The organism is Robertkochia solimangrovi (genome assembly GCF_007279655.1).
Classification (GTDB): Bacteria; Bacteroidota; Bacteroidia; order Flavobacteriales; family Flavobacteriaceae; genus Robertkochia; species Robertkochia solimangrovi.
Map to the genome: position 1 here is coordinate 114,699 of NZ_QKWN01000007.1, position 24,875 is coordinate 139,573.

24 protein-coding genes are annotated in these 24,875 nt (G+C 40.1%); 20 read left to right on the forward strand and 4 right to left on the reverse strand.

The genetic code is table 11. The features are described 5' to 3' along the window. Positions 1-325 precede the first annotated feature (325 nt). The 13 genes from DMZ48_RS10760 to DMZ48_RS10820 all read left to right on the forward strand — a co-directional run bounded on the left by DMZ48_RS10760 (position 326) and on the right by DMZ48_RS10820 (position 11,533). Positions 326-952 (forward strand): hypothetical protein, encoded by a 627-nt coding sequence (locus tag DMZ48_RS10760; protein ID WP_143955153.1) that lies wholly within the window; start codon positions 326-328, stop codon positions 950-952. Between the two features lie 99 nt (positions 953-1,051). Further along, positions 1,052-2,239 carry a DUF418 domain-containing protein gene (locus tag DMZ48_RS10765; protein WP_143955154.1) on the forward strand — a complete coding sequence of 396 codons (1,188 nt, stop codon included), beginning with the start codon at positions 1,052-1,054 and terminating at the stop codon, positions 2,237-2,239. A 287-nt stretch (positions 2,240-2,526) separates the two neighbouring features. Then, entirely contained in the window at positions 2,527-3,243 is a 717-nt protein-coding gene (locus DMZ48_RS10770; protein ID WP_143955155.1) for a dioxygenase family protein, read from the forward strand. 237 nt (positions 3,244-3,480) lie between these two features. Beyond that, positions 3,481-3,987, forward strand: a complete 507-nt coding sequence (locus tag DMZ48_RS10775; RefSeq protein WP_143955156.1) for a hypothetical protein — start codon at positions 3,481-3,483, stop codon at positions 3,985-3,987. A gap of 17 nt (positions 3,988-4,004) precedes the next feature. After that, the gene (locus DMZ48_RS10780; RefSeq protein WP_143955157.1) at positions 4,005-4,724 is read left to right on the forward strand and encodes a DUF4328 domain-containing protein; all 720 of its coding nucleotides are present in this window, start codon (positions 4,005-4,007) and stop codon (positions 4,722-4,724) included. Positions 4,725-4,768: 44 nt separating this feature from the next. Beyond that, positions 4,769-5,380 (forward strand): hypothetical protein, encoded by a 612-nt coding sequence (locus tag DMZ48_RS10785; protein WP_143955158.1) that lies wholly within the window; start codon positions 4,769-4,771, stop codon positions 5,378-5,380. A gap of 67 nt (positions 5,381-5,447) precedes the next feature. Further along, a complete protein-coding gene (locus DMZ48_RS10790; protein ID WP_143955159.1) occupies positions 5,448-5,915 on the forward strand; it encodes a hypothetical protein in 468 nt (155 codons plus the stop codon). A gap of 55 nt (positions 5,916-5,970) precedes the next feature. Continuing rightward, on the forward strand, positions 5,971-6,654 hold the full coding sequence (locus tag DMZ48_RS10795) for a DUF4919 domain-containing protein (RefSeq protein WP_143955160.1): 684 nt from the start codon (positions 5,971-5,973) through the stop codon (positions 6,652-6,654). 89 nt (positions 6,655-6,743) lie between these two features. Next, positions 6,744-7,220, forward strand: coding sequence for a hypothetical protein (locus tag DMZ48_RS10800; protein ID WP_143955161.1), 477 nt, complete (start codon positions 6,744-6,746; stop codon positions 7,218-7,220). Positions 7,221-7,322: 102 nt separating this feature from the next. Beyond that, entirely contained in the window at positions 7,323-7,787 is a 465-nt protein-coding gene (locus DMZ48_RS10805; protein ID WP_143955162.1) for a hypothetical protein, read from the forward strand. A 20-nt stretch (positions 7,788-7,807) separates the two neighbouring features. Further along, positions 7,808-8,350, forward strand: a complete 543-nt coding sequence (locus DMZ48_RS10810) for a DUF1697 domain-containing protein (RefSeq protein ID WP_143955163.1) — start codon at positions 7,808-7,810, stop codon at positions 8,348-8,350. 19 nt (positions 8,351-8,369) lie between these two features. Then, positions 8,370-9,284: an AraC family transcriptional regulator gene (locus DMZ48_RS10815; RefSeq protein ID WP_143955164.1), complete on the forward strand. Its 915-nt coding sequence runs from the start codon at positions 8,370-8,372 to the stop codon at positions 9,282-9,284. A gap of 179 nt (positions 9,285-9,463) precedes the next feature. Then, positions 9,464-11,533, forward strand: coding sequence for a M48 family metalloprotease (locus DMZ48_RS10820; RefSeq protein ID WP_143955165.1), 2,070 nt, complete (start codon positions 9,464-9,466; stop codon positions 11,531-11,533). 35 nt (positions 11,534-11,568) lie between these two features. Here DMZ48_RS10820 and DMZ48_RS10825 read toward each other — a convergent pair whose 3' ends face one another. After that, positions 11,569-12,387, reverse strand: coding sequence for an SH3 domain-containing protein (locus DMZ48_RS10825; RefSeq protein ID WP_143955166.1), 819 nt, complete (start codon positions 12,385-12,387; stop codon positions 11,569-11,571). A 74-nt stretch (positions 12,388-12,461) separates the two neighbouring features. Continuing rightward, positions 12,462-12,800 carry a cupin domain-containing protein gene (locus DMZ48_RS10830; RefSeq protein ID WP_143955167.1) on the reverse strand — a complete coding sequence of 113 codons (339 nt, stop codon included), beginning with the start codon at positions 12,798-12,800 and terminating at the stop codon, positions 12,462-12,464. A 122-nt stretch (positions 12,801-12,922) separates the two neighbouring features. Between DMZ48_RS10830 and DMZ48_RS10835 the strand changes: the two genes are divergently transcribed. Further along, the gene (locus DMZ48_RS10835; protein WP_143955168.1) at positions 12,923-13,636 is read left to right on the forward strand and encodes a membrane or secreted protein; all 714 of its coding nucleotides are present in this window, start codon (positions 12,923-12,925) and stop codon (positions 13,634-13,636) included. A gap of 1 nt (position 13,637) precedes the next feature. Here DMZ48_RS10835 and DMZ48_RS10840 read toward each other — a convergent pair whose 3' ends face one another. Further along, the gene (locus DMZ48_RS10840; RefSeq protein ID WP_143955169.1) at positions 13,638-13,868 is read right to left on the reverse strand and encodes a ferredoxin; all 231 of its coding nucleotides are present in this window, start codon (positions 13,866-13,868) and stop codon (positions 13,638-13,640) included. After that, positions 13,868-15,109, reverse strand: coding sequence for a peptidase U32 family protein (locus DMZ48_RS10845; protein ID WP_143955170.1), 1,242 nt, complete (start codon positions 15,107-15,109; stop codon positions 13,868-13,870). Before DMZ48_RS10845 ends, DMZ48_RS10840 begins: the two co-directional genes overlap by 1 nt. A 328-nt stretch (positions 15,110-15,437) precedes the next feature. Between DMZ48_RS10845 and DMZ48_RS10850 the strand changes: the two genes are divergently transcribed. The 6 genes from DMZ48_RS10850 to DMZ48_RS10875 are packed head-to-tail and all read left to right on the forward strand — an operon-like array spanning position 15,438 to position 24,650. Beyond that, positions 15,438-16,061: an RNA polymerase sigma-70 factor gene (locus tag DMZ48_RS10850; protein WP_242009178.1), complete on the forward strand. Its 624-nt coding sequence runs from the start codon at positions 15,438-15,440 to the stop codon at positions 16,059-16,061. Between the two features lie 59 nt (positions 16,062-16,120). Continuing rightward, positions 16,121-17,236, forward strand: a complete 1,116-nt coding sequence (locus DMZ48_RS10855) for a FecR family protein (RefSeq protein ID WP_143955171.1) — start codon at positions 16,121-16,123, stop codon at positions 17,234-17,236. A 9-nt stretch (positions 17,237-17,245) separates the two neighbouring features. Continuing rightward, a complete protein-coding gene (locus DMZ48_RS10860; protein WP_143955172.1) occupies positions 17,246-20,569 on the forward strand; it encodes a SusC/RagA family TonB-linked outer membrane protein in 3,324 nt (1,107 codons plus the stop codon). A gap of 2 nt (positions 20,570-20,571) precedes the next feature. Beyond that, positions 20,572-22,038 (forward strand): RagB/SusD family nutrient uptake outer membrane protein, encoded by a 1,467-nt coding sequence (locus tag DMZ48_RS10865; protein ID WP_143955173.1) that lies wholly within the window; start codon positions 20,572-20,574, stop codon positions 22,036-22,038. Beyond that, a complete protein-coding gene (locus DMZ48_RS10870; protein ID WP_143955174.1) occupies positions 22,007-23,497 on the forward strand; it encodes a hypothetical protein in 1,491 nt (496 codons plus the stop codon). The genes DMZ48_RS10865 and DMZ48_RS10870 overlap by 32 nt, the downstream gene beginning before the upstream one ends. A 7-nt stretch (positions 23,498-23,504) precedes the next feature. After that, on the forward strand, positions 23,505-24,650 hold the full coding sequence (locus DMZ48_RS10875) for a cytochrome-c peroxidase (RefSeq protein WP_143955175.1): 1,146 nt from the start codon (positions 23,505-23,507) through the stop codon (positions 24,648-24,650). Positions 24,651-24,875: the final 225 nt, after the last annotated feature.

Consider the following 24,875-nt stretch of genomic DNA (forward strand, 5'->3'; position numbering starts at 1 on the left):
ACTGATATTCAGCTATAAAAATATAAAAGGTTTATGCCTTTTTAAAACTGCGAGTAATCAAACTGCATTAATTTCATAAAATTCAAAAAACTGAGCCCGCTATCGGGTGTTACTCGACTGCATCGTAGCAAAGGAGATCGTCGCATGCCCGTGTGCCGGCAGATGAAAAGATTTTAACCTCACCACCGCTCTCATACCTTTAATGGTTACCCCCTTCTAACTTTCACCGAAGTGGAATTATCTGTCTTAAATTCAGATAAAAGACATTTTTTCTTACATTAGATAAAAATGCGATCATTCCCTCAGAAAGCTATTATAAGACCTTATGAAATATCTGCTTGCTGTTTTGTTTGCATGTACGTGCTTTTTTACACATGCTCAGGAAAAGAATCAGAACACCTGGTACCTGACCACCGGATTTGAATTTATGAACGGTTTTGGTGGAAGTGTGGACATGAACTATGTTTTTCAGGATAAATATTCGCTTCGGCTGGGTGCATCTTTCGTATACATGGACCCTCAGTTTGACAATATTCCTCCCGAAGAAATTTTTCTTGGAATCGTGACTTTCGGATTGAGCACTCCCAGAGATCTGGTCAGTACCTATCAGCTGACAGGTGGCAGAATAATATATCCCGGTCGTAATAAAAAATCACGATTTAACCTGAATGCAGGAGTCGGTTATACGGTTCACAGAACAAATTATTATGTTGAAAATACATCTGAAAATGGGTATCATAAGTTCCACTCTTACGACAATTATATCAGTTTTGTTTTTAATCCAAAATGGGAGGTTGTAAGTTTACGTTCGGTCGGACTTTATATCAGTGGTTCTTTGGTCATGAACAAACATGACACCTATGCAGGTGTTGGTATCGGTCTGATGTTAGGAAAGATTCGTAGCCGTCAGGTCGAAACTAAGGATGAAATACCATCCATCCCGTCAAAATAGTTGTTCGGGGTTTGTAAAAACACTCTCGGCTAATTTTCTAAGCATTAATGGAATTCTATTGTAAATTACTTACAAATAGACAACAACAAAACCACTCCAATGCATAAGTCCAGTCGAATTCTTTCCATCGATATCATGAGAGGACTCACTCTCTTTTTAATGTTATTTGTCAATGATCTTTTTGTTCCCGGGGTTCCAAAATGGATGGTGCATACAAAAGCTACAGAAGACGGAATGGGGTTGGCTGATTGGGTATTTCCCGGATTTCTTTTCATGGTTGGGTTGTCGATCCCCTTTGCCTTTATGGCACGAAGAAAGAAAGGTGATAGCGATACCGAACTTGTCAAACATATAATCATACGTACAATAAGTCTGCTGGTGATCGGCGTGATAACGGTAAATATTCCGGAACTGAATGCGGAACTTACCGGAATGGGCAAATACCTTTGGGCTTGTCTTGCTTACTTCTGTATACTCCTGATTTGGAATACCTATCCGGTGGAAAAGGTCGGAAAGCTCACGGTAAATATGCTGAAAGGAATTGGCTGGCTCGGACTCTTCGGACTTGCCATAATATACCGTTCAGGAACTCCGGATGATCCTTCGTTTATTTCAACCCGTTGGTGGGGTATTCTCGGATTGATCGGATGGGGCTATTTTGCAGCAGCGACCACTTATCTTCTTACGAAAGGCAAACTATGGGGTGTAGTGGGAACCTGGATTTTCTTTATCGGACTCAATATGTTATCACAAATGGGACTCACCGATTTCACCGCACCGGTTGCACCAATACTCGGTGTATTACTCGATGGAAACACTCCTTCGATTGTTCTTTGTGGTCTGGTAATCGGTATTATTCTAAAAGAACATCGTCAGGAACCGGAGAAATTATTGAAGTTTCTGCTTCCCATTGGTATACTTGTACTTCTTTCAGGCTTTGTTCTTCGACAATGGTTCATCATCTCTAAAATAATGGGAACTCCCAGCTGGGCTATGGTCTGTAATGGAATCAGCATCCTGCTTTTTGCCCTGATGTTCTATTTGATCGACCGAAAAGGTATTCGGACGTGGGCTCAACCTTTTGTTCCCGCCGGACAGAATTCGTTAACGACCTATCTGGCTCCGGATATATTATATTTCATTATTTGGGGTTTTGGATTCCCGATACTGTTCTACAAGCAAACGGAGTATCCCTGGCTCGCTGTATTCGGTTCTCTCGTATGGGCTTTCGCTATGATCGGCTTTGCTGCATTTCTTTCCAGAATCCATATCAGACTGAAACTCTGAATTATATCAGTTCAATTTTTTGAGTCTTTTTCCATCGTATTAGTGGTAATGTTCCGGAATTAACTGTTAGAATTTTCTTAACAAGGATATTTTGAAGATTCGTATATCATAAAAATATTCGGGATTTATGTTAAAAGAAATCCATGACTATGGTATAGGAGGATCATCCTTAGTTACTTGTGCCCGGATTACAACTTATGACACACTAACGATCAGATCCGTCATGCAATTCCACTTATCCAAAAGTAGAATTAAGCCAACGATTCAGATCACAAAAACTCAAAATCATGAACAGAAAACATTTTCTTAGAAAAGGACTGGTTGGAATGGGAGCGATCGTTGCCATACCGACCGTGATCACTGCATGTTCCAAGGATGAGGATAGCGAACTAACCGAGGGGTCGGATTCTTCCGACAGTGGCGTGATCGGAGATTGTGAACTTTCCCCGAGCGAAACTGCAGGTCCATTCCCTATTAAAACTCCAGCAGAATTGGCGCGTGAAAATATTATAGCAGACAGAACCGGTGTGGCGCTGCTGATCAACCTGACTATTCAGGATCAGAGTGACGATTGCAATCCTTTGGCTGGAGTATTGGTGGATGTTTGGCATTGTGATGCTGATGGAAACTATTCTCAATATGGCGGAACTCAGATGCAACGTACGGACTATTCCGATAAAGATTTTTTAAGAGGGCGACAAACCACCGATTCCAACGGTCAGGTTTCTTTCATAAGTATCTTCCCGGGTTGGTATCAGGGTCGTGCTCCTCATATTCATCTGGAAATACTGGATTCATCGGAAAAATCTATCAGGGTTACACAGATCGCTTTTCCTAAAGAGGTATGCGATACGGTATATGCTTCCGACGGATATAACGGAGAAGCAGATACCCAAAATGAAACAGATAATGTATTCTCAGATAGTTTGAATGGAAATATGCTGGATGATATCACCGGTAATACTACCGATGGCTATACCCTGACAAAAACGATAGTGGTATAATCAAATTCTTAAGTGTTGCGGAAACTAATGTTCGGCCATTCCTGAAACTCGTTCTCATTTAGCTATAGGGAATGGTCGCCATTAGTTATATCTTTAAATTTCCTTTCGATGTTCATTCTTTACTTTTACGTTTAAAATATTTTTTTACTTTAGCGGTAAGACAATATTTACGCCCCCATATCAAAATTAACTATTGGTAATGACCTTTGATCGTCACCAGTTTAAAGACTTACTTATATGGACATCCCAGAGAATCTTTCACGGGGGCGACTTATCATTGAAATTCCAACCACAAAAGCACCTGTCTTCATTCGCGGTATTTATATCATACTCATCCTGGTTATGAGTAGCATCCCGTTTTTGATCATGAATGCTGTAGCGATGGATATAATTGACCCACATTTTTCTTTATTGCTCATTTTTGCATTTTTCTGGTTTTATTCCTTTCAGATATTTCGTCATCTTGTATGGAATACTTATGGAAAAGAGATCATTACGCTTACCAGCGAAGAAATAAGTTATCTGCCTGATTATAAATTCTTCCGGGGTTCGGAGCAAAAGATAAGTTCCTCTCCCCTGGAGATTGCACTGATCACAGAACCAGAAGAGATTCATCGAAGCACCTTAACAATCTCATCTGCAGAAGATACTATCAGTACAGTAATAAGGAGTGAAACCGAAAGAATAACCGCTATTGTAAAAACGATCCAAGAGTTCTACCGGATACCAGAAAAGAAAAAATAACCTAAATCGCACCAACTATGAACGATATAACCACGACAGAAGACCCCCTGTATTCCGGGAAGGTTCTTTATAGTAATCACAAAAGATCAGTTATCCTTATCAGAATTTTTCAGGTTCTCCTTGTATTAACCGTGATCGCTATACTTTCCAACATTATGGAATTACAATTGTTATATAAAATGCAAGTGGAAGAAGTAAACCTTACGATACTTGAAAACAATGATCTAAGACAGTCGATAATAGGATTTCTTCAACTCGGACTCACCATCGCCTCTATTGTAGTTTTCCTGAACTGGTTTCGCCGATCCTATGGAAATCTGCATCGTTTGGGAGTCCATCCTAACCAATCTGAATCCGCCACTATTTGGACATGGTTCGTACCCATCTTAAATTTATTCAGGCCTTTTCAGATCATGAAAGAAATCTGGTATGAAACCCAATTTACCATCCGCAAATCTGACGTTACCTTTCAAATTAAGGAAGGAGATCTATTGCTGGGTACCTGGTGGATTTTATTTATCGCTACCGGGATATTGGGTCGTATCATATTTCAAAATGCAATGAGCTCGGAAACTGTGGAAGAGTACATTACCGGCTCTACATTAACACTGTTCTCAGATATACTAGACTTCGCCGGTGCAATTACTGTAATTGTGATCGTAAAGAACGTTAGCAAATGGGAAGCACGAATTGTGGAGGAAATTACCGCAAACGGAGGCACGGTAAAAATGATATAAACCCTATAAATAACGCATACAATATCCTAAACAACCTTAAAACTATGAAACTGATTCAATCAAAACTACTATTCCTATTCCTGAGTATAACAGGACTTATCAATGCACAAGAACCTGATTATATCGATAAGATTGCTAATGATGCATGCGATTGCGTCTCTGAACTATATGAGAGTGAGGAAGAGATCACAACAACCGCACTTGGAATTTGTCTTTTGAAGAGTGCTATGCCTTACAAAAAGCAATTACTGGCCGATTACAATTATGACCTCAATGAGATCGATGGTCCAGATGGTGAACGTATCGGAGTACTGATAGGGACGCGTATGGCAGTAACCTGTCCGGACTTCCTGACGATGCTATCAGATGAAGAAGAAGTGGAAACCACTGAATACCAAAGTACCTCAGGAAAGATTAAATCGGTAAACAATGACAATTTTATCGTACTTGAGGTTACCAATACTGAAGGAAAGACTGAAAAATTCTACTGGCTCACCTTCGTAGCTTCCAATGTGGAAGATCTGCAGTCGGAATATGAAAAACTGAAGAATAAGATGGTAGTAATCGAGTATATCCGACAGGAACTATTCGATCCGAGATTAAAGGAATATCGCTTTTTAAATGTGATGACAGGACTTACTATTTCGACGGATTAAACATATCAGCCTTTCGGTAATTGATAATTACTTAAATTTACCCAAACTCATAATCGATCCATAAACCATGAAGAGAATCCTGCCAGCACTGTGTATAATTTCACTTCTGATCTTAGCATGTAAGAAGGAAACCAAAACAGAAACAGAACCGGATACAGCGAAGCAAACCTCGATTATTGAGGATACCCCGGATAAACTGGTAAATTTTGACATCGCCTTTAAATTGAAAGTGCGCAATGACGGAAAAGTTCTGGTTGATCAGTTTAATGTGAGCCCCGATCAGTTCAAAAAAAGAATTCGCAAATATCTGATCACCTACAAGCAGGAATCAGCATTTGTGATCGAAGCCGGTGAGGACACCGATACCAAAATGATCGATGAGGTTAAACATACCATCTCTAATGAGATCCTTTCGATGAGAGAACAGCTTTCTGAAAAGAAATATTACCGCACCTATTCAGATTTGAATGAACGGGAGCAGAATACCGTCAATGAAGCATATCCAAATATTGTTTTTGTTAATCCCGGATCTTAACGTTGAAAAATAATCCGAGATCGTTTAATGGTATAAAAATTGTAATGACTGAAATATGAAAAGAACGATCATAACACTGATACTATTCTTAGTAGCGCTGACCGGCTATACACAAGACTGGGAGTATAAAGCCCCCGACTATAAGCAGATCGGAGAAAAAGTAAAAGAAGAAAGTTCCGAACTATACTATCCGAAACTAATGAAACGATATCAGGATGCCGACACTACTATGACACTCGAAGAACGGCGGCATCTCTATTATGGGTATATATTTGAACCCGATTATTCGCCCTATGGCAGATCTGATTATACCGATAGCCTGAAAGTATTGTTGAACAAACCGGACATGATCAGCAATGATCTGGATATACTTTTATCCTTTTCAGATTCCGTGCTTGCTCAGGACCCTTTCGATCTCAGAGTAATGAACTACCAGGTCTATGCATACGAACAAAAAAACGACAGCACCAGTGCTGCAAAACAATTGGCGAGAATGAACATGGTCATAGATGCCTTGGTCAGTTCCGGTACCGGCCTGGAAAAAGCTACCGCTTTCTATGTTATCAAGGTAGGCCATGAGTATGATCTTTTAAACATCCTGGGAATGTCATTTGGAGGAACACAAAGACTTATCGAACATTTCGATTACCTTTCCGTTAAGGAGAATGAGACAGGTATCGAAGGATTATATTTTGATATTAGTCCGAGTCTTGAACATCTTTCGAAGATGTTCAAATAGAACACTTATTTTGATTATCAACTACATTTGGGGTGGCCGTTTTACTGAGATTCTGTCATTTCAGCGGATGGAATTAATGAGCGTGAATTATGAAAACGACAAATATACTCTGCTTCCTGTTTTTGGTGACATTTTCGGTAAATGCGCAAAGAATTAAGCAAGGAACTTTTGAAGACCCGATGAAAGAATTCCTTAAAAAAACCTATAACTGGCAGGATCAGGACTTGCTGATCATCAATTTCAGGTATCCGCAAAATTCCTGTCATTACGATCAATATAGAGATCTTCCGCGTTCCGTAAACTTCTTTAACGACCTTTATCGCAAAATAGATACTCAAGCGGCAAGAAACATCTATGTTTATGCTGAAGAAAGTCGGGCAAAGAGAATTATTGACGGCGTGGATCACTTTCCGGATATCGATAAACGACTTCGAAAAACAGTGTTTAAACCCTACGGTTATTGTTACGGCTTGCTCGTCTTAAACCAAAATGGAGCCTACCGGGTAGTTCTGGGTGAGTATTCTGAAAATGACATTACTAAATGTATTGAACAACTATCCCTCTAATCAGACATACACAAGTTAAAAACCCTCTTTATAAAGGGAGGATGCTATGATTACGCATATTTTCATACATTTAAGAACGATTAACCTATCAACTTTAAGTTCATGAAAATTAAGATCTTATTGTTCCTTTTAACGGGAGCATTCATCAGTAATTCCTGTAAGAGCGACGACACCGATACTTGCTGTGTCAATCTGGAAATGGATATGGACATTCGGTTCATAAACGGATCGGGCGACAACATTACAAACCAGGAAGATGGAATCGAACTTCGTGATATCGCAGTTTATAACAAAGAAGGTGAAGACTGGGTGGTTTCCTCTAATCAGCCAATACTGGTCGACCGGGAAAATGAAGATTACATTCGTATCTTCGCCAGTGATTATACCTTTACCGATCAGATCTCTGAAACCAGAATCGATTTTGAGGATGGTACTACCGATTACATCAAAACTCAATTATACAAGAATGGAAAGAATTCCATTATCCTGAAGGTTTGGTATAATGATGTCCTGGAATGGGATGCAAAAGAATCCGATGATGATCGTTATTTCGATATCGAAAAATAAGTACCTGCAAAAATTACACTATGTTCGTTTATATAGCTTTATTGAGAGGAATTAATGTCAGTGGTCATAACATCATAAAAATGGCAGATCTGCGAAACATGTTTGAGGGTTTGGGTTTTTCCGATATAACAACCTACGTTCAGAGTGGTAATGTAGTGTTTAGTGCTGCCCAGGAAAATTCCCGTGAGATCGAAAACAGCATTGAAAGTAAAATTAATGACGTTTATGGATATGAAGTTCCGGTTATGATATTAACCAAGGATCATTTAAATGAATCTATAACGGACAATCCTTTTCTGGAGGATGCTCAAATGGAAGAAAAATTCTTTCATATCACCTTTCTTTCCGGCACTGCCAGTACGGAGAATCTTCCGGAGATACTCGAAAAATGTCAGCCTGGAGAAGCGCTGGAGCTAAAAGATGACAAGATCTATCTTTATTGCCCCAACGGATATGGAAGAACAAAACTTAACAATAACTTCCTGGAGAAAAAATTAGGCTGTAAGGCGACCACCAGAAACTGGAAAACCGTAAACAAATTATCGGAATTAGCTGCATCCTAGTTAAAACAACTATTGAGTAATGACAAATTCATTACAAAATGAATACAGTAAACGTCTAAATCGGGTTTTCACCTATATAGAGGCAAACCTGAATGGAGACCTATCGCTTATTACCCTTTCGGAGATCGCACATTTCTCTCCCTATCATTTTCATAGGATCTTCAAAACGATTACGGGTGAAACCCTTAATACTTATGTGGTACGAAAACGTTTGGAAAAAGCTGCTGCCAAACTCATCAGACCTGAAAATACTTCGATTTCTGATATCGCCTTGAATTGTGGATTCAATGATCACGCAGTATTTGGAAGGGCTTTTAAGAAAAGGTTTGGGATGAGTCCTACCCAATTCAGCAAACGGTATCAGGGCACCTATAGCAAGATTGATCAAACAGAGCACAAGATAGATCAAAACAAGGAGGAGATCGACAGCTACCTTTGCAAAATGGAAACACTAAAAAATTGGTTTACTATGAATGCAAAGATCATGATCAGACAAATCCCGAATATGGAAGTCGCCTATATCACCTGTATGGGCCCTAAGAATCTCGGCAATGTCTATACGGAACTTTTAAAATGGGCGAACGCCAAAAGAATATTCGATCCGGAAAACACACTTGTAATCACAAAATACCACGACAGTTTTAAATTTACTGAACCGGAAAAAGTTAGAATGAGTGCCTGTATCACCATTGATCCCAAAACAGAAGTTGAAGGGCATATCGGAAAGAGTTCGATTAAAAAAAGTGAATACCTCAGTGGAACTTTTGAGATCGAACCGAAAGATTTCGACAAAGCCTGGATCAGTATGTATAGATACCTAAATGAGCAGGGCTACCAAAAAGATGATTCGGAGCCATTAGAGATCCTTTATAATGATTTCCGTAAGCATCCGGAAAACAAATGTCATGTTGAAATGCTTATCCCTATCAGGTAAAATCATTACGATCTTTAAGGCTTAATACTTAAATACATAGCAGAAAATTCCTATATTTCCTTCGTTACAAGATGATTGAGATTATGGCATGTGCGCTGTTCACATGCAATTCTCATCATAATTTGTGATATTCTATGCACCCAATGAATATTTAAAAAGTACGAATTCCAGAAGGAACTATGAACAAATTAGCAATAACACCATCCCCCTCCTTCCAACAGCAAACCAAAAAAGCGATAGGCTCCATAATACTCTTTGTAGCCTCCTACGTTTTAATTTTCCTCTTAAGCATCGCCATAACGATCGTATGCGTTTATGGCAGCTATATTATAATTACACAATATTTCACCCTAATTACCGTAGCCTTCGGACTCGGATTAGCCAGTCTCGGATTTCTGATCCTGATATTTCTTATCAAATTCATCTTCACCTCTAAAAAGACCGACCTATCGGGTTATATCGAAGTTAAAGTCCATGAAGAGCCTGAGCTATTTGCCATGATTGAAGAGATTGTGACCCAGGTAGGTACCGAATTCCCAAAAAAAGTTTATCTGTCATCTGAGGTAAATGCTTCGGTATTCTACAATTCAAACTTTTGGAGCATGTTCTTCCCGGTCAGAAAGAATCTTCATATTGGGATGGGATTGATCAACAGCATCACCACCTCAGAACTCAAGGCAATACTCTCACATGAGTTTGGTCATTTTTCGCAGGAATCGATGAAGGTCAGCAGTTATGTATACAACGTAAACCAGGTCATCTATAACATGCTGTTTGAGAATGATTCCTATTTCAGAATGGTGCACAACTGGGCCAAACTAAGTGGCATCATCTCTATATTCGTAATTGTGGCAGTTAAGATAAATCAAGGCATCCAATATTTGCTGCAACAACTATATGCCATCGTAAACAAGTCCTATTTAAGTCTTTCGCGTGAAATGGAGTTCCATGCTGATGAGATCGCAGCCCATATAACGGGTTATGAACCTTTACAGGATTCACTACTCAGAATGAATATGGCTGAATTTGCACTTAATAATGTTTTTCAATTCTATGAGACCAAAGTTGAAATGAATGAGAAAAGCGAAAACATCTTTTCAGAACAAACGCATATTATGTTTTGTGAAGCCAGTGAGAGTGCTCTTGAAATGAAACATGGCTTCCCGGTGGTTTCTCTGGAAGAATTGAACCGTTATAACAAATCAAAACTTGTCATTAATAATCAATGGTCATCTCATCCGGAACTATCAGACAGGATCGAAAATCTAAAAAAGAAAGGCAAAACAAGATCAATATTTGATAACCGACCTGCCAACAGCTTGTTCAAAGATGTTGAAAAAATTCAAAAGAAGCTTACCGAACTAATCTTCAAGAACGTTACTTATACAGAAAATCCTAAGGCTACCGGGTTTGATCAATTCAAGCAGGAATATGCGGAATATCGTTCAAAAACCACCTTCTCCAGAATTTATAATGGCTACTATGATTATAAGAATCCCGTAATATTTAATTACTTGGAGATGGAAGGGTTAACATGTGAAAAATCCGTAAATGAGCTATTCTCCGACGAAACCGTTGACATCGTTTATAATTCCATCGCAATAAAGAATGATATCGAAACTCTTAAAATGATCGCCGATAGAACTATCCGCCTTAAGACCTTTGATTATGATGGGGTCAGGTATACCCGAAAGGATATTAATGCGTTGATAGAAAGACTTCAGACAGAACAAAAAGAAATAGAAGCGTTTATTGAATTTAATGACAGAGCGATCTTTAGTTGTTTCAGGGATCTGGCCAAAACAGCCGGAGACCCTCATAAATTGATCAATCTTTATCAGGATTATTTTAAGTATGATAGTGCATTTGATGAAAAGATTAAAGTCATTACAGAGCTTAGAAATAAACTTCAGTTCATCTCTGAGAATACAGAAATGAACACCATAAAACTAAACTTTCTAAAAGTGGCATCCGGAGAGAAAGAGTTGAGAACAGGCATAGAAAATATGCTTAAAGACAATTTATTCACCGAAGAGATCAGTATGGAAATGAAATCCAATTTCGAAACATATATCTCTAGGGAAAGGGTATACTTTGCAAAGCAAACCTATATTGAGAAGAATCTGGAAATACTCTTCAAAGCGATCAATGATTATGAGATCATGCTAAATAAAGGGTACTTCCTGTTAAAAAAGAAAATGCTGGCCTATCAGATCTCACTAACAGACACCCACAGCACGGATATATAACACTTTAAATCCAGGTCAATTAAGGAGTATTCATTTCAATCTTCAGAAATATGCTTTCTGAAGTTTTCAAACCCAACGAATTGTTGGCCGTCCCACTTGAAAAAACGTGTGGTGATACTCGTTCTTTCCCAAAGTTCTTCATCATTTTCAACGGTAATCAATTTTTGAGTATAAAGCACTCCCTCCTTTATATTTGGATTATCCTCCATAAACTCGAAACTCTCCGAAAAATAAAATATCCCGGCATCTGATAATTCAGACAAATCAGCCATTTTTTGCAATCCCTTAACAGACCAGGACAGATAGGTAACCCCACCTTCCACCATACAAGCATCTGCCTCATAGTTAACAGCTACTATTTTATCCACACCTTTTAGTCCTTTATTCGACAAGAACTGAATTGAATATTGATCGCCGATAAGTTCAAATTCATAAGAAATATAGGGTTCACCCTCAATAATCTCTCTTACCTTTAATACGGGATTCCGACCACCATTTTTCTTTAATTGAAATAAAAGCAACGCGCTTCCAAATTTTAAATGGCCAAAGGAAACCAAGCCCCCTAAAACAAATCCAACTTTACCTTTGTAATCAACTTTATACCATGGTGAAACAATACCATCAAAATTCAAAGATGCATCGGAAACTTTAAGAATTTTGATCGCAGCTCCTATCGGAATTAATTCCAATACCTCAGACTCCAATCCAGGTTCACTTCTTAGCTTAACATTGTCAGCAAACATGATTTCAGTATCTCCCGGAACAAATTTGAAATATTCCGAATAGATGTGCTCCTGTTCCTGCGCATGAAGTATCAATGTAAAAAGGAAAAAAACTATCGATATTCTGTTCATAACGGGATTAGGTTATGAACTAAAAGTAAGAAAAACCTTAGTATTTAAGCGATGTTTTACAAGTAAAATAAGCATCATTTTATAAAATCTTCCCTAATCGGAGAAAATACATCTACCAGCATTCCAGCTTTTTTACAAATCACCCCATGCATGGTATCCGGGGTAGCATAAAAGGAATCTCCTGCTACCAAAGTTTTGGTTTCATCGCCTATAGTCACTTCAAACTCTCCGTCTTCCACATAGGAAACCTGAGCATGGGGGTGTTTATGAGCATAACCGATGGCTCCTTCTTCAAAGGCAACTTTAACCAGCATGATCGAATCATCATATCCCATGATCTGACGTTTCACTCCATCATCAACTTTTTCCCATTCCTGTTTTTTACTAAAGAAGGCTTCTGATCGCTTTTCCATGGCTTTGATTTTTGAAATTATAAAGTTAACCAATGTTTTCAGGATGACTCGATTCTATCACGAAATTTAAAACTGAACTATGAGTAATTTTCTGTAATTTAATAGGATAAACAATCCATCCTATGAAAGTCAATACCGTAATTTTTCTTTTCTTCCTATTTTCTACCCCCCTGTATTCCCAATCACCCATCGGTGGATGGGAAGGAAAGATCACACTCCCTTCGGGTGAACCTGCAAGAATTTTTGTAATTATAACCGACCACTACCAATCAGCGACCTGGTTCAAGGCTGAGACCGGAGAATTTCTAATGACCAATGGGGGTACCTGGTCGATTGATGGAAATACGATGACTGAAACAGTGGAATACGATTCTGCAAATCCGGATCGTGTGGGCTCCTCCGTGACTTTTGAGATCGAGCTTACGGAGAAAACCTTCAGGATTACGGGAAGTGAAATGAAGCTGGAACGAATCGATTCGGGAACAGAATCACCCCTTGCCGGTGCATGGTTGATTTCCGGGCGTAAACAGGGAGAAGAAATCGCTTACCGCGATACCGACAGACCAAGGAAAACGATGAAGATATTATCAGGCAAACTTTTTCAATGGACCGCCTACAATACGGAAACTCATGAATTCATGGGAACGGGAGGGGGCATGTATAGCGCAGAAAACGGAATTTATACCGAAGAAATTCTATATTTCTCCAGAAACAATGCTCGAGTTGGTGCCAAACTGGAGTTCAATTTTGAACTCATCGATGGTAATTGGCATCATTCCGGCAAAAGCAGTAAAGGCGATCCAATCTATGAGGTTTGGATCAAAAGGCCTCAATAGATCACAGCATCTTCGTAGTTATGATCTTTACAGGACAAGCCTTTTGCGCTTCCATACAGGTATCATAGATCGTATTATCATGGGACTTAAGGGTATGGAAACCCTTTTTATCCTCGGAATGCAGCAATACACTCTTGCCGTCCTTCTTTGACATTCGAAATTGATCAGGGGCAAGTTCCATACAATAATTACAACCGATGCACTTTGCGCGTTGAAGTGTAACTACAACCATTAATTTGCGACAATTTTATACAGTTTATCTGAAAGTCGAACCCTAAAATCTGTTTTGATCGTACAAGAATCCCCCTTTGAGGCCTGATCGAGTTTTTCATCATTCACCATCATTTCGGTCAGCTCGAATTCCTGAACTCCTGTAGTAGGTCCGGTAATCAATAATTTATCACCTATCTTGATATCATAAGCTTCGATCTTGAACTCTGCGATACTGGATTTAGGAAAATAATGCATCCCCTTGCCGACGTAAACCTTTTTCTGAGTCGCCTGAGACCCCGGGCCGTCACTCCATTCTCCAAGTTTTTGTCCGAGATAGTATCCGTTCCAGAATCCACGGTTATATACCTTTTTAAGTTCCTCCATCCAGGTAGCAACCTTTTCCTCATCATAGGTTCCGTCTGCATACGCATCGATCGCTTCCCTGTAGGTTCTGATAACTTTTGCCACATATTCCGGAGCTCTCCCTCTTCCTTCAATCTTCAATACTTTCGTACCTGCATCGATCACCTGATCCAAAATATCTAGTGTACAAAGGTCTTTCGGAGACATCATATACTCATTATCGAGTTCGATCTCGAATCCACTTTCCTGATCGATAACAGTATATTTCTTCCTGCAGTTCTGTTTACAGGCTCCGCGATTTGCAGAAGAATTATGGGAATGTAAACTGAGGTAACATTTACCGGATACCGCCATACACAAAGCTCCGTGTCCGAAGATCTCTATTTCTACAAGGTTACCGGAGGGACCACGAACATCATCCTTAACGATCTGGTCACAGATCTGTTTCACCTGACGTAAGCTTAATTCACGACTTAATACCATCGTATCGGCAAACATCGCATAGAATTTAACCGTTTCGATGTTGGTAATATTGATCTGAGTAGAAATATGGATCTCCATACCGATCTGACGTGCATAAGCGATTACAGCCTGATCCATAGCGATCACTGCGGTCAGCTCAGCCTCTTTTGCCTTATCCAACAGGGTCTTGATCAAACTGAGATCATGATCATAAATGATGGTATTCAGGGTCAGATAGGTACGAACATTCTTCTCCTTACATCTTCTGGCTATTTCCGGAAGATCATCAAGGGTAAAATTAATCGTGGCTCTTGCACGCATATTGAGTTGTTCAACTCCAAAGTACACGGAATCAGCTCCATTGTCAAGGGCTGCCTGCAACGATTCAAAATTCCCTGCCGGAGCCATCAGTTCGATCTTTCCTGACTGCGTCATAATAAGGCTGTTTTTTTAAGCGGTGCAAAAATACAATGTTTTCCTTTAAAATCACAAATCACTGGAATACAATAGGTTGATTTTAGTATGGGAACAAAGAGCGGGAAAACAGTTTTTTAATGATTTGGGCTTAATCGAAAACAGGAAACAATTTACTGCGTTACTGCTTTATTGTGTGACGATGTGACGATGTTACCAGAAAACAGAGAACGGAAAACAGCATTCTGATTACTGATTACTGCTTACTGCTTCACTACTTCACTTTGTAACAGGTAAATCCTTTCCCATGGCCTAATTAATTTTAATTACTTTCGCAGATTAGTAAGATATGGCCTTGGAAGATTCTTTATCACATAGTAACGACGTGGTTTCCATGCTTTTTATTCGCTTCAAAAATGGAGACGAAAAGGCTTTTAAACATTTTTATGACCTCTTGTATAGTTCTATTCTTGGATTCTGTATGCAATTTATCGATGACGAAGAACAATCAAATCATATCGTACAGGAGGCGTTTATCAATCTTTGGTTACATCGCACTTCGATCGAAAAACCCGGAGGTATCCGATCTTTCCTGTATACCGCAGCTAAATCCAGGTGCCTTAATCATCTGAAACATGAAAAGGTTAAACGTCGCTACAGAGACAATCACTTGGCTGAAAAAGAAAATCAGTTGAATATAAGCATTCTTGACTCCATGACTTTCGATGAACTGGTGATCAGAGAGATGGAAGAGATCATTTCACAATTTATAGAAGCGTTACCGGAGCAAACCCGCGCAATATTTAAATTAAAACGATTTGAAGGAAAAAAGAATTCAGAGATCGCGGAGGAACTGAATATTTCCATAAAAACGGTTGAAGCCCACTTTACAAAGGCTTTACGAACACTCCGTAAACAATTGAAAGATTATTTCCCGGAATTACTTATCGCCATTTTTCTTCAAAATCTTTAAATAATTAAAATTTAACATAGGGTTAACCGCAATTGAGTTGTACTTAATAGGTAAAGCAAATGAGTACGATGAATTCAGAACTATTATTTCGCTACCTGAACGGAGAGGCAAATGAGAATGAAGTTGAGGAGATCTTTGAATGGATCGAAATGAGCGAGGTTAATCGTGCTGAATTCATACGTTTAAAAAAAGCATGGGCGATCGGTCATCGATCCGATTCAGCAAAAAAAGCATCAGCCGGAAAGATCATTCAGATCGCCAAAAAACGTACAGCGCGGAAACTTGAAAAACGCTTCCTGAAATATGCCTCCGTAGCAGTCATCGCAGGAGCACTATTTGTGTGGAATCTGACTGAAAAAGATTCAAACATCCCTGTAGAAAAAGTAAACAATGTGGTTCTCGAGCTTCCTGACGGAAACACCAGGGAACTGATCTCCAACGACACCCTCTTTTTGAACGGTCAGGCTGTAGCTACTTTCAGCAAAGATTCTATTATCTATCAGGACAATCAGGATCAAATTGAATTCAATATCAAAGTCCCGTTTGAAAAAACCTATGCCGCTGTTCTGCCAGATGGCACCAAAGTGATGCTGAATGCCGGTAGTGAACTAAGATATTTTCAAAGCTCGGGGGATAGCCTTAGAAGAACCTCGCTTATCGGTGAGGCATTCTTCGATGTTGCCCGGAATGAAGCAGTTCCCTTCGTTGTTCATACAGAGGACATCGATGTCAGAGTGCTCGGAACACATTTCAATGTTATGGCCTATACTGAAATGGTAAGCGCTGAAATCACACTTACCGAAGGTTCTGTAAAGGTTTCTGCAAATTCGGAAACTAAAGATCCGGTATACCTTGAACCCGGCGAAATTGCACAGTTCGACAAGACAACAGGCCTGTTATCCAAAAGAAAAGTAAGTGACCTAGACCATCTTTCATGGCGATATGGCACACTTACCATGCACCAAATGGAAAGTAAAATTCTCTTTGAATTTCTGGAAAGATACTTCGGAGTAGATATAAAAATTGAAAATAGCGCTATTTCACAATCGAGATTCAGCGGGGAACTGAACCTTAAAGATCAGTCACTCCCGGAGATCCTCGAAATTCTTAAACTCGACACTCCCTTCGACTACCAGGTCAATGGCAGTGTAATCAATTTAACAAAGCCAAATTAATAACTAACCATGAGAAAGCGAAAGTCGCATTTTTTACGGTGGGGATTATTATTTCTATTTCTCCATTGTAGTACATTTATTTACTCCCAGACCAAAACGTACAATTTGGATCTTCAGGATGCCCCCTTATCCAAACTTATTGAAGAAATTCGCCAAAATTCTGATTACAAGATCATTTATAATTCTGAAAAGATTGATGTTACCACAAGAATTTCGGTAAGCGTTCAAAATGCCTCTATCCGTGAAGTCTTCAGCAAAGCCTTGTCGGATACTAACCTGAGCTATAAAATAAGTGGCAACCAGATCATTCTTTTGGTAAAACCCGCCACAACAATTCAGGAGCGTGAAATTAATGGAACTGTCCTCGATGATCTGTACGGCCAGCCACTTGCCGGTGTGGCAATAATGATCAACGGCACGGCTAAGGGATCGATCACCAATTTTGATGGAAACTTCAAATATCTGGTCAGATCGTCTGATCTGGAAAACGTTGAATTAAAGATTTCTTATATCGGGATGGAAACCATGATTATTCCTATGGGTGATAAGAGTGTTTTCAATATCCGAATGAAAGAATCGGTTAACGAACTGGATCAGGTAGTAGTGACCTCCTCCTATGGAACCACTAAATTAAAAGAAGAAGTCGTAGGTAGTATAGCAAGTATCAATTCCAGAGATATCGCCACCGAACAAGCAACCGAGAGTGTTGATAAGGCACTGGAAGGCCAGTTAGCCGGTGTGCTTATCGAAAATACCAGTGGTGTGGGTGGTCCCGTAAAGATCAACATCCGTGGCCAGGGTAGCCTGAGTCCGATCGGTAACCAGAATCTGGGTACTTCGACCCAACCGCTTATAATCATTGACGGGGTGACCATCACGGAGGAAATGGCCATTGACAACAGTTTTTTCGATGCCAGCGGATCCTTTGCTGAAAATCTCAACAACCCATTAGCACAGATCGCAGCCGATGATATCGAAAGTATCAGTGTACTAAAAGATGCCGCTGCAGCGAGTATCTACGGTGCAGATGGAGCTAATGGAGTTATCATTATTACCACAAAAAAAGGAAAGACTTCAAAGCCAAAATTCAATCTTTCAGCACAGACCGGTATTTCAGAAGCCATCAATCAAATAAAATATCTGAATGGGGCTCAATATACTGAATTGCGTAATGCTTACCTCATTAATACCGGTCAGAATCCAATATCCTATAACGGAGTGGATACCGATTGGTTCGACCTTATGAACAATACAGGCGTATACCAGAAATACAATTTCAGTGTTTCCGGAGCCCAAAAGAAATTTAACTATCGTAGTAGTTTAACCTATACAAATCTGGACGAACCTCAGGTGGGTAACGGATCGGAACAGCTGAACATGAACATAAGTCTTGGCTATACCTCCGGCGCTTTCAGTACCAGTTTGAAACTTAATCCCAGTTATATTCAACGAAACAATCCGAATATCTACTATAACTATGCCTTTCTTCCAACCATAGCTCCTTATGACGAAGATGGAAATTACAGCGATATCGGCGTAAGCGGACTTGCAAATCCATTGGCTGCTGCAGAACAAAACCTGAACAGAACGGAAACCTACGGAATCCTTGGAAGCTTTCAGGCTGCTTTTAAGATCAATGAAGATCTGGAGATCTCAAGTTTATTCGGGATCGATCATAAGGACAAGGAACAGGACCGTTATTTTTCTGCTCAGAACGAAAGTGGGCGATATAACGGAAATTTTGTTTTAAATGGTGTGGAATACCCATCCTGGGGAAGAAGGATCATCAACCAGCGAAATTCCACGCGATGGAACTGGCAGTCACAGGTCAGATATAATAAAAAATTTGGGCAGCATAAGTTTGACCTTCTTGCCGGATTTGAAATGAGCGAGGAAAAAACGGATTTTAATTATGCATCCGGACGTGGATTCACAAACCCATACGTTGTTAACAACGTAATCGATGCCATTCAGGACAATGATCCGGATACCGAAGCTGATGAAACGAATACGAATCAAACTTACGACAGCGATATCAATTATAATTCCAGGGTTTCCTTATATTCTCAACTGAACTACGATCTGAAAGGTAAATATTTTGCTTTGGTGAATTTCCGCCGTGATGAAAGTTCCGTTTTCGGAGATGACACCAATGTGGCCTATAATGGAGGTGCGGGTTTAAGCTGGATTCTGAGCAAGGAAGCATTTTTAGAAAATAGCTCATGGATTGATTTCCTGAAGCTCAAAGTGAGCTACGGTACTACAGGCAACTCCAGAATAGGTTCCTACCGATCCAAAGGACTCTACCAAACAGCTGTTTCCGGATACAACGGACTGGATGAAGCCACCCCCTATGCAGCTCCTAACCCAAGACTTACCTGGGAGCGCAACACCAAATTCAATACAGGAGTCGATATCAATCTTTTTGACCGGCTAAGTCTTAACCTGGAATATTATTATGATAATATCGAAGACCTTATCACTTCCAGAGACATTCCCACAGAAACAGGCTACAGCTCTTTACAGCTAAATGCAGCAAGCATGTATAACAAGGGGTTTGAAGCAACGGTCAATATGAAACTTATCAGAAAAGAAAACTTCAACTGGACCGCTTCCTTTAACCTGGCTACTCTGACCAGTGAAGTGACCAGCCTGACCGGACTCGGGAGTGATTATTCTACGGCCACGGCAGCACTGGCACAAAAAATTGGATACAGCACCTCCACTATTTGGGGTGTGAAATGGGCAGGTATTGATCCTGCAACCGGAAGAGACCTTATCGATGTTAACGGACAAATCTATGATGCGGCTACGTATAATCAACTACATACCGAGGAAGACTGGCAACCATTAGGTGACAGCCAGCCTGATGTGTATGGAGGGTTCAATACACGATTTCAAATCTTTAAAAATCTCCTGATTGCAGTGAGAGGTTCGTACCAGTTCGGAAGTGAGTATTTGGTTTCAAATAGTCTGATTTCGCAATACAACGTCACTTATAACCGAAATCTATCGGTTAACGCCTTCGATTATTGGAGAAATTCCGGAGATAATGTGCTGCAACCGATACCCGCCAACAACCCTGTGATCTCTAACCTGAGTAAGTTTGTCTATGATGATTCCTATATCAGGATCAGCAATATAAATCTGTCGTATCAGATTCCCCTTCCGGAAAACAGCTTCCTGGATACCTTTTCCATATTTACCGATATTTCAAATGTAGCCTATTGGTATATGGATGAAGCTCCAAAAGGATTGAATGGCATAAGAGAATTCAGGTTCAGCTATCCTCAGGCAAGAACCATTTCATGTGGAATTAAAACCAGCTTTTAACGATGAAAAAATCACCAAAATATAATTCGGTCATAACCTCAGCACTGTTACTCATACTACTGGTTTCCTGTAGTAATTTTTTGGAACAGGAACCTGGTAAACAAATATCCATCAACGAACAAATGGCTACCAAAAACGGAGTGCTTATGGCACTGACCGGCACTTACAGCTCTCTCGAAGAGCTAATGCGGATAGAGGCATTTGCGACCTATGGAGACCTTCAGGGCGGAAATTTAAGCTTCACACCAGTTGCAACCGGAAGCCTGAAGGGTCAGGTAAGCGTACCCTATTTAGTAGAGAATGTTTATAATTTTCAGGACGATCCCCGTAGCAGTAATTTCGAAAGTTTCTATGATGCCGCGTATGATGTCATTAACCAGGCGAACCTGATCCTTACCTATGTAGCTGATCTGAATGATGCCAGTGAATCTGAAATATCTGAAATCAGCGCCGAGGCCTATGCAATTCGTGGTTTTACCCATTTCCTGCTTTCACAGATATATGCCAAGGATTATAGTGCTGGCGGTGATAATCCGGGAATCGTTTATATGGATTCAAGCCTGGACAATAATCTTAGCTACCCGTCCCGAAGTTCACTGTCGGAAACGATGACATTGATCATCGAAGATATGAACATGGCTTTATCTTCCTTTGAATCAGCACAGGCTTTGGATGGCCCTGAGTATTCTTATTTCAACACCGCAAACGTTCAGGCACTACTCGCACGTATCTATCTGGCTGCAGGGCAATATGATAACGCCATTGAAACCGCAGAATCTGTGATTACCAATTCAGGATACAGCCTGACTTCCGGTGAAAACTACATTGCACAGTGGGAATCCTATAGTACGCCACTATCTGAGACCCTGTTCGAACTTACACCACCACGTGATCAGAATGGAAGTATCGGGGGCTCGCTGCAATCTTTTTTCGGTTATACAAGCAGTACCACCTTTGGTGATTATATCGCCTCTGCTGACCTTTTAGATATTTTCGAAGAAAATGACATACGAGGAAATGGAATGTTCTTTTCCACAGAATTGGACACAGATATCAATGGAACACTTACCCCTGTTTCCTATGCTTTTACGAAGAAGTTTCAGGGAGAGCCCGGCATTCCTGTAATACGACTAAGCGAAATGTATCTCATTATGGCAGAAGCATTACAGCAATCTGGAGAAGATCAGGAAGCGTTGAATTACGTGAACGTTATCAGGGAGCGTGCAAATATCGAAGCGATCACATCAACCGAAGATCTTGAAAATACAATTTTGCTGGAAAGAAGAAGAGAGTTCTGTTTCGAAGGTGCCCTATTCTTTGATCTGAAAAGATTACAAAAGGATATTGTGCGCAATGATTGTATTGCAACCACCTGTGATCTCGTGTACTACTCCAATTACTATGTTCTTCCCATACCACAGAAAAATATCAACCTAAATGAAAACCTGGAACAAAATGAAGGCTATTAAATATATAATCCTGCTCGGTATAGTGCATCTTTTTAACTCTTGCAGTAACGATGACCATAATTACCAGGATCAACAAAACATACAACCTTTTATAAGATTCAACTTTATAACGAACAGCAACAACGTTCCTTTGGAATACCCTCAGGTAAGTACAACCACAATTCCCAGGAACTCTTTTACGAACAATGCGGTAAAACCTCTCAAAATACCTGTTGCTCTGACTTATGCGGGACTTAAAAGTGAGGTTACTGCGACCTACACTATGCAGACCGAACTGGATGGGACTGCTTTTGCGGTAAGCCCGGAAACCCTGAGTTTCAGTCCTCAAAAACTGACCGATACTATCATTGTCAATTTCACCGAACGCTGGGATTCCGATGCTAAAATTGATTTTACCCTAAACAGCGTATCGGATCAGGAGGTCCATATTGGGAATTTAAACGATAACGCTAAAAACGATACTTTTGAAATAACCCTGGGCGATCTAAGTACTTCTATGAGTTTTGAGAATAACAGACTTGAGATCTCCGGAACCACTGAGGAAGCCTCTTACTTTCAGGTGAATTTTCCCAATGGTTATTTTGATACAGAAATCGACGATAATGAGATCTTTAGCTTTCTAAATGATTTCAGCTATGATATATCAAGAGCATCTGTTACAAGCACTTCGATCTTATATAAGATCACACTCAATGAACCTATCGATAATGATGATCTCACATACCAGTCGGTGATCAGTCTGGTTGAAAATGAGCAATATAGTTTAGGCGCTATCAGCAGATTACAGATCATCAAACCGATCAAAACTGACCGTGACCCTTCCATAAACCCGGCTGCAAAATTCTATGACCCTACGAATCCCTATTTCAGAACCTATGGTGAAAACTGGATCGATCATGATAATGACGGTGAATGTACCTGGAGAAATTACTTTGCCTTCACACAGCCGATAGAAGTTTCTGCAGATCATCCAAATGCAGTGTTGTATTCAGATAATGGCACTCCCGATACTTCAGATGATATTTACTATGACGCGTTTCGAATCAGTTTCAAATCTACTTTGGCAGGAAGAACTACGAATCCTTTCAATCTACAAAGATGGTTTTCCAATGAGGCAACCGATGCGGATAGGTCTCCGGGATTCAACATCGACCCGGCGTTGGAATTCTATCCGGAAAACGGAAATGATCCCGATAAAGGTAGCGTGTTGGTTGTTTCGCAATTCATCACTATTTCAAATAAAGATGGAAAGAGCTTTGAATTCGCAATCTCGGGTTCAGGAACGTATTTCAGGAATGATCAGGATATCGTGGAGATCGACTTAACTTTGAATGTTACTAATCAGGAAGTATACGGAGGAACGGTCAGTTCCCGGTACAGAATTTATAATTCCAACGGGTATACCGATCCAGAACCCTTAACCGATGAAGCTTGTATCAATGAGGTTACACTCGAATAACATGTGCATGAAACAATTAATTCCCCTCATAATTTTCAGCATGCTGGTAGCGTGTAAGAACGAAACCAGCATGTCTGAAGACTACCTGCCGGTAACCGAACTTCGTAAGATGTATGGGTCAGGAGACGCATCCAAATGGCCCGAAGCAGTACTGGATTCAAGTATAGACCGTTCAGAATTTAAGGATATCGGAGTACTTCCAGAGGTAACCCATCCGGAGACGAATCCCTTTAATGAAGATAAGGCCTATCTGGGTAAAATGCTTTTCCATGATCCCCGCCTTTCACAGAGCGGACAGATCGCTTGTGCCTCTTGTCATAATCCGGAACTAGCCTGGACCGACAATATAACCAGATCCTTCGGGCATGATCGCCAAAATGGCAAGAGAAATGCCATGACCATAATGAACTCGGCGTTCGCAAAGGAGCTTTTTTGGGATGGTCGGGCAGAAAGCTTAGAAGACCAGGCCCGCTTTCCCATTGCTGATAAAGTTGAAATGAATGAAGAATTAACCCTGGCAGTAGAGAAAATTCAAAATACCGAAGGATATAAACCCTATTTTCAAAAAGCTTTCGGCAATGACAGTATCGATCTTGACCGCATTAAGAAAGCGATCGCCACTTTTGAGAGAACGATCATAAGTTACCAAAGTAAATTTGACCGTTTTATAAGTGGAGACTCCGCACTCTTCACCGATCAGGAAATTCAAGGACTTCATATTTACAGAACGAAAGCCAATTGCATCAGTTGTCATAATACGCCCTATTTCAGCGATAACAAGTTTCATAATGATGGTCAAACACTATTTGGAACAAAAAATGAAGATTTCGGACGTTATCATGTAACCGGCAACCAGGAAGATATCGGTAAATTCCGCACTCCTACCTTACGGGAGGTAGGAAGAACAGGACCCTGGATGCATAACGGACATTTCCCGAGTCTTATCGACGTCATCGAGTTTTACAATTTGGGAAACCCGTCACCAATTCAAAAGAAATATCTGGGGACACCAAGAGACTCTCTGATTCCGGACACTTCTCCAATTCTTCGAAAACTGGACCTGAACCGTGATGAAATTAATGCACTCGAAGCTTTCCTGAAAACCTTGAGTACGCCGGTAAGGCGAATCATAATTCCCGAACTTCCGGAGTGATCACTTTACAAACTTCAATCAACCCCTTGCCTATGGTAAGGGTTTTTTTATTTATCCTGCCAGAATGTATTACTCTTAATTTTTTAACGAATTGATCGAATAAAACACAAATATTCAGTGATAAAAGAAAAATATTTAAGTTTATTCCCACAAATAATTATCTTTCGTTTACAGATTTCCTCCCCCTGGATTTGAACAAACCATAAGGCATACCTTCTGATAACC

Excerpts from the sequence above, each read along its gene's own strand:
- DMZ48_RS10815 (WP_143955164.1), top strand. The coding sequence starts at position 8,370 with ATGACAAATTCATTACAAAATGAATACAGTAAACGTCTAAATCGGGTT.
- DMZ48_RS10825 (WP_143955166.1), bottom strand. The coding sequence starts at position 12,387 with ATGAACAGAATATCGATAGTTTTTTTCCTTTTTACATTGATACTTCAT.
- DMZ48_RS10785 (WP_143955158.1), top strand. The coding sequence starts at position 4,769 with ATGAAACTGATTCAATCAAAACTACTATTCCTATTCCTGAGTATAACA.
- DMZ48_RS10870 (WP_143955174.1), top strand. The coding sequence starts at position 22,007 with ATGAAAACCTGGAACAAAATGAAGGCTATTAAATATATAATCCTGCTC.
- DMZ48_RS10800 (WP_143955161.1), top strand. The coding sequence starts at position 6,744 with ATGAAAACGACAAATATACTCTGCTTCCTGTTTTTGGTGACATTTTCG.
- DMZ48_RS10820 (WP_143955165.1), top strand. The coding sequence starts at position 9,464 with ATGAACAAATTAGCAATAACACCATCCCCCTCCTTCCAACAGCAAACC.
- DMZ48_RS10875 (WP_143955175.1), top strand. The coding sequence starts at position 23,505 with ATGAAACAATTAATTCCCCTCATAATTTTCAGCATGCTGGTAGCGTGT.
- DMZ48_RS10780 (WP_143955157.1), top strand. The coding sequence starts at position 4,005 with ATGAACGATATAACCACGACAGAAGACCCCCTGTATTCCGGGAAGGTT.
- DMZ48_RS10840 (WP_143955169.1), bottom strand. The coding sequence starts at position 13,868 with ATGGTTGTAGTTACACTTCAACGCGCAAAGTGCATCGGTTGTAATTAT.
- DMZ48_RS10775 (WP_143955156.1), top strand. The coding sequence starts at position 3,481 with ATGGACATCCCAGAGAATCTTTCACGGGGGCGACTTATCATTGAAATT.
- DMZ48_RS10765 (WP_143955154.1), top strand. The coding sequence starts at position 1,052 with ATGCATAAGTCCAGTCGAATTCTTTCCATCGATATCATGAGAGGACTC.
- DMZ48_RS10760 (WP_143955153.1), top strand. The coding sequence starts at position 326 with ATGAAATATCTGCTTGCTGTTTTGTTTGCATGTACGTGCTTTTTTACA.
- DMZ48_RS10835 (WP_143955168.1), top strand. The coding sequence starts at position 12,923 with ATGAAAGTCAATACCGTAATTTTTCTTTTCTTCCTATTTTCTACCCCC.
- DMZ48_RS10860 (WP_143955172.1), top strand. The coding sequence starts at position 17,246 with ATGAGAAAGCGAAAGTCGCATTTTTTACGGTGGGGATTATTATTTCTA.
- DMZ48_RS10790 (WP_143955159.1), top strand. The coding sequence starts at position 5,448 with ATGAAGAGAATCCTGCCAGCACTGTGTATAATTTCACTTCTGATCTTA.
- DMZ48_RS10850 (WP_242009178.1), top strand. The coding sequence starts at position 15,438 with ATGGCCTTGGAAGATTCTTTATCACATAGTAACGACGTGGTTTCCATG.
- DMZ48_RS10855 (WP_143955171.1), top strand. The coding sequence starts at position 16,121 with ATGAGTACGATGAATTCAGAACTATTATTTCGCTACCTGAACGGAGAG.
- DMZ48_RS10795 (WP_143955160.1), top strand. The coding sequence starts at position 5,971 with ATGAAAAGAACGATCATAACACTGATACTATTCTTAGTAGCGCTGACC.
- DMZ48_RS10770 (WP_143955155.1), top strand. The coding sequence starts at position 2,527 with ATGAACAGAAAACATTTTCTTAGAAAAGGACTGGTTGGAATGGGAGCG.
- DMZ48_RS10865 (WP_143955173.1), top strand. The coding sequence starts at position 20,572 with ATGAAAAAATCACCAAAATATAATTCGGTCATAACCTCAGCACTGTTA.
- DMZ48_RS10830 (WP_143955167.1), bottom strand. The coding sequence starts at position 12,800 with ATGGAAAAGCGATCAGAAGCCTTCTTTAGTAAAAAACAGGAATGGGAA.
- DMZ48_RS10810 (WP_143955163.1), top strand. The coding sequence starts at position 7,808 with ATGTTCGTTTATATAGCTTTATTGAGAGGAATTAATGTCAGTGGTCAT.
- DMZ48_RS10805 (WP_143955162.1), top strand. The coding sequence starts at position 7,323 with ATGAAAATTAAGATCTTATTGTTCCTTTTAACGGGAGCATTCATCAGT.
- DMZ48_RS10845 (WP_143955170.1), bottom strand. The coding sequence starts at position 15,109 with ATGACGCAGTCAGGAAAGATCGAACTGATGGCTCCGGCAGGGAATTTT.